General features: G+C 68.0%; 9 protein-coding genes. 1 reads left to right on the forward strand and 8 read right to left on the reverse strand.

Annotated elements, in window-relative coordinates:
• Nucleotides 1-75: 75 nt before the first annotated feature.
• From AB0M65_RS04330 to kdpF, 6 genes are read right to left on the reverse strand one after another with little or no spacing between them, the layout of a single operon-like run.
• On the reverse strand, nt 76-777 hold the full coding sequence (locus AB0M65_RS04330; protein WP_364021189.1) for a response regulator: 702 nt from the start codon (nt 775-777) through the stop codon (nt 76-78).
• Nucleotides 774-3,359 (reverse strand): sensor histidine kinase KdpD, encoded by a 2,586-nt coding sequence (locus tag AB0M65_RS04335; protein WP_364021192.1) that lies wholly within the window; start codon nt 3,357-3,359, stop codon nt 774-776. The genes AB0M65_RS04330 and AB0M65_RS04335 overlap by 4 nt, the downstream gene beginning before the upstream one ends.
• Nucleotides 3,360-3,364: 5 nt before the next feature.
• Nucleotides 3,365-3,976 carry a potassium-transporting ATPase subunit C gene (locus AB0M65_RS04340; protein ID WP_364021195.1) on the reverse strand — a complete coding sequence of 204 codons (612 nt, stop codon included), beginning with the start codon at nt 3,974-3,976 and terminating at the stop codon, nt 3,365-3,367.
• A 5-nt stretch (nt 3,977-3,981) separates the two neighbouring features.
• On the reverse strand, nt 3,982-6,075 hold the full coding sequence (gene kdpB, locus AB0M65_RS04345) for a potassium-transporting ATPase subunit KdpB (RefSeq protein WP_364021198.1): 2,094 nt from the start codon (nt 6,073-6,075) through the stop codon (nt 3,982-3,984).
• On the reverse strand, nt 6,072-7,733 hold the full coding sequence (gene kdpA, locus AB0M65_RS04350; protein ID WP_364021201.1) for a potassium-transporting ATPase subunit KdpA: 1,662 nt from the start codon (nt 7,731-7,733) through the stop codon (nt 6,072-6,074). Before kdpA ends, kdpB begins: the two co-directional genes overlap by 4 nt.
• A gap of 37 nt (nt 7,734-7,770) precedes the next feature.
• Complete coding sequence (kdpF, locus tag AB0M65_RS04355; protein WP_240594287.1) at nt 7,771-7,872, reverse strand: K(+)-transporting ATPase subunit F; 102 nt, start codon at nt 7,870-7,872, stop codon at nt 7,771-7,773.
• 340 nt (nt 7,873-8,212) lie between these two features.
• On the opposite strand from kdpF, the gene asnB reads away from it, so the two are divergent.
• A complete protein-coding gene (gene asnB, locus AB0M65_RS04360) occupies nt 8,213-10,045 on the forward strand; it encodes an asparagine synthase (glutamine-hydrolyzing) (RefSeq protein ID WP_364021204.1) in 1,833 nt (610 codons plus the stop codon).
• Between the two features lie 30 nt (nt 10,046-10,075).
• Here asnB and AB0M65_RS04365 read toward each other — a convergent pair whose 3' ends face one another.
• On the reverse strand, nt 10,076-10,996 hold the full coding sequence (locus AB0M65_RS04365) for an ABC transporter permease (RefSeq protein ID WP_364021207.1): 921 nt from the start codon (nt 10,994-10,996) through the stop codon (nt 10,076-10,078).
• A gap of 12 nt (nt 10,997-11,008) precedes the next feature.
• Nucleotides 11,009-11,806, reverse strand: a complete 798-nt coding sequence (locus tag AB0M65_RS04370) for an ABC transporter permease (RefSeq protein WP_364021210.1) — start codon at nt 11,804-11,806, stop codon at nt 11,009-11,011.

Consider the following 11,806-nt stretch of genomic DNA (forward strand, 5'->3'; position numbering starts at 1 on the left):
GGTCCCCATAGGACAAATTTCGTCCTATGGGGACCCCTCATGACACTTCCGGACCGAGACGACCCGGTCCACCGCTCACATTTCGAAGCGGTAGCCCATACCCGGTTCCGTCAGCAGATGCCGCGGCCGCGAGGGTTCCGGTTCCAGTTTCCGCCGCAGTTGCGCCAGATACACCCGCAGGTAGTGCGACTCGGTCTCGTAGGTCGGGCCCCAAACCTCGTGCAGCAGTTGTTTCTGCGCCACCAGCCGTCCCCGGTTGCGCACCAGGAGTTCCAGCACACCCCATTCGGTCTTGGTGAGGTGTACCTCCTTGCCGTCGCGGCGCACTTTCTTGGCCGCGAGGTCGACGCAGAACGATCCGGTGTCCACCACCGCGTCCACACCATCCACACTGGTCGCCGCCGAACGCCGCACCGCCGCGCGGAGTCGCGCCAGGAGTTCGTCCATGCCGAAGGGTTTGGTGACGTAGTCGTCGGCACCGGCGTCGAGGGCCTGCACCTTGTCGGCCGAGTCGCCGCGTGCGGACAGCACGATGATGGGCACCGTCGTCCAGCCACGCAGTCCGGCGATCACCTCGGTGCCGTCGAGGTCGGGCAGGCCGAGGTCGAGCACCACGACGTCGGGTTTGGTCTCGGCGACGGCCTTCAGCGCGGCCGTCCCGTCGTGCGCGGTGATCACCTTGTAGCCGCGGGCGGACAGGTTGATCCGCAGGGCTCGCACGATCTGCGGTTCGTCGTCGACGACCAGCACGGTCGCCAACGCGGTTTCGACGCTCATCGCACTCGCTCCTCCTCTTCGGTTTCGCTGCCCTCGTCGTCGAAAGCGAGGAGGTTCTTTTCCGGATCCTGACCGGCATAGGCCGGCAGGGAGATGACGACGGTGAGTCCGCCGCCGGGGGTGTCTTCCGCCCGGATCCGCCCACCCATCGCCTCGGTGAACCCCTTGGCGACCGACAGTCCCAGTCCGACCCCCGGCACGCTGTCCCGGTCCCCGCCCAGCCGCTGGAACGGCGCGAAGGCCGAATCCGCGGTGCCTTTCTTGAGCCCGCGCCCGTGGTCGATGATGCGTAGTTCGACATGTTCCGAATGGGTGCTGGCGCGGGCCGAGACCGGCTCGCCGGACACCCCGTGCCGCAGCGCGTTGTCGACGACGTTCGCGACGACCCGTTCCAGCAGGCCGGGATCGGCGCAGACCGACGGCAGCCGGGCGTCGATCGCGACCACGACGGAAGCCGAGTTGTCCACATTGGACAACGCATGCGCGACGACCTCGTCGTAGCCGACCGGACGCAGATGCGGGCGGACGGCGCCGGTCGCCAGCCGGGACGAGTCGAGCAGGTTGTCGATCAGCCCGGCGAGCCGGTCGGCCGATTCCTCGATCGCCTCCAGCAGCTCTTCGGTGTCCTCTTCGGACAGTGAGATGTCGGTCGCGCGCAGGCTTCCGATGGACGCCTTGATCGAGGTGAGCGGCGTGCGGAGATCGTGCCCCACCGCCGACAACAGGGCCGTGCGCAGCTCGGTCGCCTCGGCTTTGCGCTCGGCACGGACGGCCGCCTTCGCCGTCCGTTGCTGCCGCAAGGCGAGCAACGCCTGCCCGGCGACGGCTTCCAGCACCCGCCGGTCGGACGCGGGCAGCGCCCGGCCGCGCAGCGTCAGATGGACGTCGGCGGTGACCGCGATGTCGGCGTCGGCCTGGTCAGGATCGGCGCAGGGATCCGAGCCCGCGTTCGCCACGCGCTTCCACTTCCCGTCCCGCTTTTCCAGCAGGGTCACCGAAGTCATCCCGAAGTTCTCGCGCACCTTCTCCAACAGCCGTTCGATCGGGTTCGTCTGCGTGAGCACGGTCCGCGCGTAGGAGGCGAGCAGTGCCGCCTCGGTCCGCGCCCGCGCGGCCTGGGTGGCGCGGCGGGCGGCCGTGTCGACGACGACCGCGACGAGGATCGCCACCAGCACCATCGCGACCAGGGTGATCACGTTGCGCGGTTCGTGGACGGTCAAGGTGTACAGCGGCGGGGTGAAGAAGAAGTTCAGCAACCCGGCCGAGAGCACCGCCGCGAGCAACGCGGGCCCGAGCCCGCCCACGAGCGCGACGAGCACTGTCGCGAGCACGTAGTCGACAACGTCGGTGGAGAAGTCCAAGTGATTCCGTAGCAGGACGCCGACCAGTGTCGCCAGCGACGGCAGCACCAGCGAGAGCGCCCAGCCCGCCAGCCGCCGCGAGGGCGTCAACGGGCTCCGGCCGAAGCGGGCACGCAGCCGCCCGCCCGCTTCGTCGTGCGTGACCATGTGGACGTCGATCGCGCCGGACCGCTGGACCACGGCCGCGCCGATGCCCTCGTCGAACAGCCGCGCCACCCGCGACCGCCGCGAGGTGCCCACGACCAGCTGGGTCGCGTTCACGCCGCGCGCGAAGTCGAGCAGTGCCATCGGGACGTCGTCGCCGACCACGGTGTGGAAGGTCGCGCCGACCTCTTCGGTCAGCTTCCGGTACTTGCCGACCGCCGTCGGGCCCATCCCGGCCAGCCCGTCACCACGCAGGATATGCAGCACCTGCAGTTCGGCACCCGCGCGGTTCGCGATCCGGCTCGCGCGGCGGATCAGCGTCTCGCTCTCCGGTCCGCCGGTGATGGACACGACCACCCGTTCGCGTGCTTCCCACGTGTCGGTGATCTTCTGCTCGGCGCGATACCGCTGGAGTGCGACGTCGACCTGGTCGGCGACCCACAGCAGCGCGAGCTCCCGCAACGCGGTGAGATTGCCGGGCCGGAAGTAGTTGCCCAGCGCCGCGTCGATGCGCTCGGCCGGGTAGACGTTGCCGTGCGCCAGTCGCCGCCGCAGTGCCTCTGGCGTGATGTCGACCAGTTCCAGCTGCTCGGCCCGCCGCACGACCTCGTCGGGCACCGTCTCCTGCTGGGTGACGCCGGTGATGCGCTCGACGACGTCGTTGAGGCTCTGCAGATGCTGCACGTTGACCGTGGAGAGGACGTCGATCCCGGCGGCGAGCAGTTCGTCGATGTCCTGCCAGCGCTTCTCGTTGCGTGAGCCCGGCACGTTGGTGTGCGCGAGTTCGTCGACCACGGCGACCTCGGGCGCGCGGGCGAGCAACGCGTCGAGGTCCATCTCCTCGAACTCGCGATCGCGATGCTCGGACCGGCGGCGCGGCACGGTCTCCAGGCCCTCGACGAGCTCCGCGGTCTTCTTGCGGCCGTGCGTCTCGACCAGGCCGACGACCACGTCGGTGCCCCGGTCGAGGCGGCGGCGCGCCTCGCCGAGCATCGCGAAGGTCTTGCCGACGCCGGGGGCCGCGCCGAGGTAGATCCTCAGCTCACCCCGGCGCGGCTTGGTCGTGTTCTCGTCCACGTCTGTCAGTGTGCTCCTCCGGCCGCGTCGCGCACGGCCAAGTTGACCTTCAGCACATTGACGCCCGGCACACCGATCCCGGCGCCGCTCGTGTTCTCCGCCACGAGCTGGCGAACCTTCTCCTCGGAGAGGCCGGTGTTCCTCGCCACTCGCGTGACCTGCAGGCCGGCGTAGGCGACGCTGATCGCCGGATCCATCCCCGATCCCGACGCCGTCACCGCGTCCGCGGGCACCTGTGACTCCTGGACGCCTTCGCGGGCGGCGATCAGTTTCCTGCGCTCGCCGATGGCCGCGACCAGATCCTCGTTGTACGGGCCCTTGTTCGAGGCGCCGGACGACGACGGGTCGCCGGGGCCGAGCGCGTCCTTCGAACCCGCGGACGGGCGGTTGTGGAACCAAGGGTCCTTCGCCGGGTCTGCCGCGACCGGGTCGACGCCGATCAGCGACGAGCCGACGGCCAGCCCGTCCTGGGTGACGATCGAGCCTTCGGCGTTGCCTTCCAGGCCGGGGATCCGCGCCACGGCCCAGACGCCGAGCGGGTAGACGACGCCGAGAAGCACGGTCATCACGAGGAGGACCCGCAGCCCGGCGAGGGTTTGTTTGAACAACGGTTTCATCAGGGTCACCCGATTCCAGGAATGAGACGGACCACGAGGTCGATCAGCCAGATCCCGAGGAACGGGCTGACGATGCCGCCGAGGCCGTAGATCAGCAGGTTCCGGCGCAGCAGCGCCGAAGCCGAGGATGGCTTGTACCGGACGCCGCGCAGGGCGAGCGGGATCAGCCCGGCGATGATCAGCGCGTTGAAGATGACCGCCGACAGGATCGCCGACTTCGGCGTGGCCAGCTGCATGATGTTGAGCGCGCCGAGCTGGGCGAAGATGCCGGTGAACATCGCGGGCAGGATGGCGAAGTACTTCGCGAGGTCGTTGGCGACGCTGAAGGTGGTCAGCGCGCCGCGGGTGATCAGCAGCTGCTTGCCGATCTCCACGATCTCGATCAGCTTCGTCGGGTCGGAGTCGAGGTCCACCATGTTCCCCGCCTCCTTGGCGGCGGAGGTCCCGGTGTTCATCGCGACGCCGACGTCGGACTGCGCCAGCGCGGGAGCGTCGTTGGTGCCGTCGCCGGTCATCGCGACCAGCCGCCCGCCTTCCTGCTCCTTCTTGATCAGCGCCATCTTGTCTTCGGGTTTGGCCTCGGCGAGGTAGTCGTCGACACCGGCGTCCCGCGCGATGGCCTTGGCCGTCAGCGGGTTGTCCCCGGTGATCATGATGGTCTTGATGCCCATCGCGCGGAGCTGGACGAACCGCTCCTTCATCCCGGGTTTGACCACGTCGGACAGCCGGATCACGCCACGCACGAACGCTTTCGCGCCGTCGTATTCGGCGACGACCAGCGGCGTCCCGCCCTGCTGGCTGATCTCGTCGACGACGCGTTCGGTCTCGTCCGGCATGTCACCGCCGCGGTCGCGGACCCACTCGCGCACGGCGGCGGTGGCACCCTTGCGCACCTGGCGCTCGCCGACGTCGATACCGCTCATCCGCGTCTGCGCGGTGAACTCGACGAAATCCGCGAGCTTTTCGTCGTCCGACGCCGTCTCGGCGAGCCCGTGTTCGCGGGCGACGAGTTCGACGATGCTGCGGCCTTCCGGCGTGCCGTCGGCGAGGCTGGACAGCCGGGCCGCCTTGGCGATGTCCGCCGTGGTGGACCCGCCGACCGGGATCAGCTCGGTGGCCTTGCGGTTGCCGAAGGTGATCGTGCCGGTCTTGTCCAGCAGCAGCGTCGAGACGTCGCCGGCGGCTTCCACCGCGCGGCCGCTCGTCGCCAGGACGTTGCGCTGCACCAGCCGGTCCATCCCCGCGATACCGATCGCGGACAGCAGCGCGCCGATCGTGGTCGGGATCAGGCAGACCAGCAACGCGGTCAGCACGATCACGGACTGCTGGCTGCCGGAGTACCCGGCCATCGGCTGCAGCGCCACGACGGCGAGCAGGAAGATGATCGTCAGCGTCGAGAGCAGGATCGTCAGCGCGATCTCGTTCGGCGTCTTCTGCCGGGAAGCGCCCTCCACCAAGGCGATCATCCGGTCCACAAAGGACTCGCCGGGTTTGGTGGTGATCTTCACGACGATCCGGTCCGAGAGCACCGTGGTGCCGCCGGTGACCGCGCACCGGTCGCCGCCGGATTCGCGGATGACCGGGGCCGATTCACCGGTGATGGCCGATTCGTCGACGGTCGCGATGCCCTCGACGACGTCGCCGTCGCCAGGGATGATCTGCCCGGCCTCGACGACCACGAGATCGCCGACGCGCAGATCGGCACCCGGCACGTTCTCCTCGTCGCCGTCCTCGGTGAGGCGGCGCGCGATGGTCTCCTTCTTGCTGCGGCGCAGGGTTTCCGCCTGTGCCTTGCCCCGGCCTTCGGCGACGGCCTCGGCGAGGTTCGCGAACAGGACGGTGAACCACAGCCAAATCGCGATGAGGATGGTGAACACACTCGGGTCGGTGACGGCGAAGACTGTCGTCAGCGCCGAACCGAGCCACACCACGAACATGACCGGATTGGCCAGCTGGTGCTGGGGGTTCAGCTTGCGCAGCGCGTCCGGAAGGGAGGTCAGCAGCTGGCGCGGGCTGAAGATCCCCGCGCCGACCCGGCCGGTGTTTTCGACATGGTGCTGGGAGATCTCCTCCGGCGTGCGTTCCTGAGTCATGGTCATGCGAGTGCCTCTGCGATGGGCCCGAGCGCGAGCGCCGGGATGAAGGTGAGGGCCGCGACGAGCACGATCGTGCCCGCGAGCATCGTGCCGAAAAGCGGTCCGGTGGTGGGGAGCGTGCCCGCGGTCTCCGGGACCTTCCGTTGGGAGGCAAGGGATCCGGCGAGGCACAGCACGGCGATGATCGGGATGAACCGGCCGAGCAGCATGGCCACTGACAACGATGACTGGAACCAGTCGTTCGTCGCGGTCAGCCCGCCGAACGCGCTGCCGTTGTTGTTGCCCGCCGACGCGTAGGCGTAGAGGACTTCGGAAAGCCCGTGCGCGCCCGAGTTGGTCATGGCGGCCGGGGTGTCGGACCGCATCAGCGCGATACCGGAGCCGAGCAGCACCACGGTCGGCATCGCGAGCATGGCGACGGCCGCGCAGGTGACCTCGCGTTTGCCGAGCTTCTTGCCGAGGTATTCCGGCGTCCGGCCGACCATCAGCCCGGCGAGGAACATCGCGATCACGGCCATCACCAGGATGCCGTAGAGACCGGTGCCCACCCCACCCGGCGAGATCTCGCCCAGCAGCATGTTGAGCAGGGCTCCGCCGCCGCCGAGCCCGCTGTAGCTGTCGTGCATGCTGTTGACCGCGCCGGTCGACGTGCCGGTGGTGGCGTTGGCGAACAACGCGCTCAGTCCGATGCCGAACCGCTGCTCCTTGCCCTCCAGATTCGCCCCGGCGGCCAGCGACGCCGGCCCGCTCGCGTGGGCTTCGGACAGCCAGGTCACCGTCAGCATGACGGTGGAGAGCGCGGCCATCACCGAGAGCAGGACGTAACCCTGCCGGGTGTTGCCGACGAGTTTGCCGAACGTCCGGGTCAGCGAGACCGGGATGACCAGGATCAGGAAGATCTCGATCAGGTTCGTCCAGGCGTTGGGGTTCTCGAACGGGTGCGCGGAGTTGGCGTTGAAGATGCCACCGCCGTTGGTGCCGAGTTCCTTGATCGCCTCCTGGCTCGCGGCGGGCGCGAGCGCGATCTTGCTGGTGCCGCCGTCCGGGTTGAGGACGTCGACACCACTCTTGAGGCTCTGGACGACGCCGAGCGCGATCAGCGCGATCGCGGCCACGAACGCCATCGGCAGCAGGATCCGGATCGTGCCGCGGGTCAGGTCCACCCAGAAGTTGCCGAGCCGGTCGGTCTTCGCGCGGACGAACCCGCGGACCACCGCGATGGCGACCGAAAGACCCACGGCCGCGGACAGGAAGTTCTGCACGGTCAGCCCAGCCATCTGGACGAAGTGGCCCATGGTCGCTTCGGGGCTGTAGGACTGCCAGTTCGTGTTCGTCACGAAGCTGACGGCAGTGTTGAAGGCGACCGCCGGCGAGACCGGTTCCTTGCCGAGGCTCCACGGCAGGACCGACTGGAGCCGCTGAAGCAAGTACAGGAAAACGACGGAGACGAACGAGAAGCCGATCACGGCGGACGCGTAGGTCTTCCAGTGCTGCTCCGATCCGGGGTTCACCCGGAACAGGCGGTACAGGCCACGTTCGGCCTTGGTGTGCTTCTCGGTGGAGAAGACGCGCGCCATGTAGTCGCCGAGTGGCCGGTAGACCACGGCGAGCGCGACGAGTAAGAGACCGGCCTGCAGGAGGCCGGCCGTGGTGTCTGTCATTCCAGTCCCTCCGCGGGAACAAGTACGTCGGGACGCATCAAAATTTCTCCGGCCTGACCAGTGCGATGAACAAATAGACGATCAGCCCCAGCGCCAGCAGTCCGCCGACGACATTGGCAGGAGTTCCCGTGCCCGTCACAGCTTCTCCAGACCACGCAAGGTCAGGGCGAGAACCACGAATACGCCGATCAGGAGCACGGCGTAGAGCAAGTCGGCCACTAGGCACCTCTCAGGACAGGTCACCCCATCGGTGACCAGGACTCCGCCACAGTGCGCCGTGCGGAGCCGCCCACGACCTCGGCCTGACGACCTCTTGATGCCCCGATCGGGTGCGTTTACGCGTTCTTGACGCTCGGTGACTTGTCCCACAGGCAGTGACTCACCGAGGACGGAGCGTGCAATTCGGGCAGACAAGCTGATCAAAGCGTGTTACACCGGTGTTACCAATAGTTGTATGTACTAAGCAACAGGAGGTAGCGATGTGCGGAATCGCAGGGTGGGTCTCCTACGACACGGACTTGACGCAACGCCGCGAGGTCATCGACGCGATGACCGAGACCATGGCGTGCCGCGGGCCTGACGACGCGGGAACCTGGATCCGGCCCCAGGTGGCACTGGGTCACCGCCGTCTCGCGATCATCGATTTGCCGGGCGGCAGGCAGCCGATGGCCGAGGCCGGTCTGGCGGCCATGGTCTACAGCGGTGAGGCGTACAACTTCACTGAACTGCGTGAGGAACTTTCCAAGCGGGGCCACAAATTCGAGACCGACAGCGACACAGAGGTCGTACTCCACGGCTACCTGGAGTGGGGTGACGAGGTCGTCGACCACCTCAACGGGATGTACGCCTTCGCGATCTGGGACGAGCGCGACGAGAAGCTCGTGATGATCCGCGACCGCATGGGCATCAAGCCGTTCTACTACTACCCGACCCCGGACGGCGTGCTCTTCGGTTCCGAGCCGAAGGCGATCCTCGCGAACCCGTTGGCACGCAAGGTGGTCGACAGCGACGGCCTGCGCGAGCTGATGTCCATGACCAAAACCCCCGGCTGGTCGCTGTGGAAGGGCATGCACGAGGTCGGGCCGGGCACGATCGTCACCGTGGACCGGTCCGGGATCCGCACGCGGACGTACTGGAAGCTCGACGCGAAGCCGCATGCGGACGACCAGGAGACCACGGTCGCCAAGGTCCGCGAGCTGATGACCGACATCGTGCACCGGCAACTGGTCGCCGACGTACCCCGGTGCGTCCTGCTGTCCGGCGGGCTCGATTCGAGCGCCGTCACCGGCCTCGCGGCGGCACGGCTGGCCGAACAGGGTGAACAGCTTCGGACGTTCTCGGTCGATTTCCTCGGCCAGGAAGACAACTTCAAGCCGGACGAGATCAGGGACACGCCGGACTCGCCGTATATCCGCGATGTCGCGGAACTTGTCGGCTCCGCACACCAGGACGTCATGCTCAACCCGGCCGAGCTGAGCGACCCGGCGGTGCGCCGTGCGGTGCTGACCGCACGGGACATCCCGGCCGGGCTCGGCGATATGGACACCTCGCTTTACCTGCTGTTCAAGGCGATTCGTGCGGAGTCGACGGTCGCGCTGTCCGGCGAATCGGCCGACGAGGTGTTCGGCGGCTACCGCTGGTTCCACGACGAGGAAGCGGTGAACTCGGGGACGTTCCCCTGGCTCGCGTTCCGCATGGGACTGACCAGTGAGCGGACCACGCTGCTGCGCGAGGAGGTCCGGCGGAACCTGGACCTGCCCGGCTACATCGCCGACCAGTACAGCACCGCCGTCGCCCAGGTCGAGCACCTCGACGGCGAGAGCGAGCAGGACGCCAAGATGCGGACGGTCTGCAACCTCCACCTCACCCGGTTCGTGCGGATGCTGCTGGACCGCAAGGACCGCGCGTCGATGGCCGTCGGACTCGAAGTACGGGTGCCGTTCTGCGACCACCGGCTCGTCGAGTACGTTTACAACACGCCGTGGTCGCTGAAGACGTTCGACAGCAGGGAAAAGAGCCTGCTGAGGCACGCGACCGAACATGTGCTGCCCGCGTCGGTGCGTGACCGGGTCAAGAGCCCGTATCCGTCCACACAGGACCCCGGCTACGCGGCGGCGTTGCAGCAGCAGGCCAAGGAAGCGCTGACCGAACGGGACAACCCGGTGTTCACGCTGGTGGACCGCGACTGGGTGCACCGAGTGTCCGAAGTGGACCCGGTCACGATGTCCTCGGCCCAGCGCAGCGGGATCGACCGCATGCTGGACCTCTACCACTGGTTCGACATCTACCGTCCCGAGTTGCGGCTCGACTGAGCCGGGCGGTCCGCCACCGTCACTGCTGTCTCAGCGACGGCGGCGGACCGTTCCCCCTACCGCGACACCCCCGAGCACCGCGGTCGCGGCGAGCAGGATGCCCGCCTCGGTCCACTGGAACCGCCAGAACCGTTCGGCGGGTTGATAGACGGTGAAGGACCGATAGCCCACCGCTTCCGCGCATTTCGTCTTTTCCCGCTCCCGTGGGCAACCGGGGACGTCGTCCAGCAACCCCAGTTCGCGGCCGTCCGGAGCGAGCAAGCCCAGCCGTACGATATCGGCGTCCTTTGTGGACACGTCGAGGCCGATCGTGCGCACGGGCTCCGCGTAGTGCGGCCGCAGGAGCAGCAAGGCGATCGAGGCCGCGACGAACACCCCGACGGTGATCGCGATGGCGGGCAAGGTCTTGCGCACCAGCACCCCGGCCGCGGTACCGAGGGTGAAGGCGAACAGCCACCACGCCACCGGTGCGATGCCGACGGCGCCGAAGTACGAGGTCTCGGCCAGCGTCTCGGCCTTGCCTGGGAAGATCTCCAACCACTTGCCGAGCATCTGTCCCGAAGCGAGCCCGGCCAGCGCCGCGGCCGAGGCGAGGACGGCGAACTTGACACCCAGCCAGCGGCCGCGGCTCACCGACTGCGTCCACACGAGCTGGTAGCTGTTGCGCTCGTACTCCCTGGCGAGCAGCGGCGCGCCCCAGAAGATGCCCGCCAGCAAGGGAACGAACGGCAGCATCACGATCAGCGGGTAGATCTTCTGGTAGAGATCCTCCAGACCCGCGTCGTACTCACGGCAGGGCACACCGCCCCCGTAGCAGTACGAGGAGACCTTCCCGTTCGCGGAATCGAGGGCGACCTGCCCGGAGAAGAGCAGGATGCCGCCGACCGCGGCCAGGAACCCCAGGGTGACGAGCAGCTGGGTACGGTGCTGCCGCCAGGTGAGCCAGAGCAAGAACGGTCCTTTCTAGGAGCGTCGCCGGATGGCGAAGGTCGCGGCGACCGCGAGCAGGAGTGCGGCGCCGCCCAGGATCGCGGCTTCGGTCCATTGGAAGCGCCAGTAGAAGTCCGGGGTCAGGACCTTGAGAGCGGTGACCTCACCGGTGGCGTCGGTGATCGTTTCGACGACCCGGCCGCCCGGGCCGTCACGGCCGAAGTTCAAGGCGATGAGTTTCGGTTCGGCGTAGAGGTCACGGACGTTGGACAGGCCGATCATGAGCCCCACGGCCACCACGATGGTGACGGCGATGGCCGGGAGGGTTTTGCGGATGAGCGCGCCCGCGGCGGTGCCGAGCACGAATCCGAACAGCCACCACGCGCCGGGTGCGACGCCGGTCATCGCGAACAGGACCGGGTTGTCGAAGCGGCTGATGAACGAGGTGTCACCGCGATCGGCGGGGAAGACCTCCAGCCAGCGCTGCGTCATCGTGCCGAACGCGAGGCCACCCAGTGTGGCGAGGACGGCGAGGAACCCCAGTTTCACGCCGAGCCACCGGAACCGCGAGATCGACTGGGTCCAGGCGAGTTTCGTCGTGCCGCGTTCGTATTCCGCCGCGACCAGCGGGGCGCCCCAGAAGATCCCGATAGCCACCGGAGCCACCTGCAGCCAGGACAGATAGGCGTACAGATCCTCGAAGAGGTTGGCCGGATCCGGGCTGCCCGCGGCGGCGGTCCCGTTGACCAGCAACAGGATCCCGATCAGGACGAGGGCGCCCGCGGTGATCAGCAGCTGCGCCCGGTGCTGACGGTAGGTGAGCCAGAACAT

This window comes from Amycolatopsis sp. NPDC051071, from assembly GCF_040682875.1.
Lineage (GTDB): Bacteria > Actinomycetota > Actinomycetes > Mycobacteriales > Pseudonocardiaceae > Amycolatopsis.

Bases quoted from the DNA above. Each gene is read 5' to 3' on its own strand.
- AB0M65_RS04330 (WP_364021189.1), bottom strand. From the start codon at position 777: ATGAGCGTCGAAACCGCGTTGGCGACCGTGCTGGTCGTCGACGACGAA.
- AB0M65_RS04340 (WP_364021195.1), bottom strand. From the start codon at position 3,976: ATGAAACCGTTGTTCAAACAAACCCTCGCCGGGCTGCGGGTCCTCCTC.
- kdpA (WP_364021201.1), bottom strand. From the start codon at position 7,733: ATGACAGACACCACGGCCGGCCTCCTGCAGGCCGGTCTCTTACTCGTC.
- kdpB (WP_364021198.1), bottom strand. From the start codon at position 6,075: ATGACCATGACTCAGGAACGCACGCCGGAGGAGATCTCCCAGCACCAT.
- asnB (WP_364021204.1), top strand. From the start codon at position 8,213: ATGTGCGGAATCGCAGGGTGGGTCTCCTACGACACGGACTTGACGCAA.
- AB0M65_RS04370 (WP_364021210.1), bottom strand. From the start codon at position 11,806: ATGTTCTGGCTCACCTACCGTCAGCACCGGGCGCAGCTGCTGATCACC.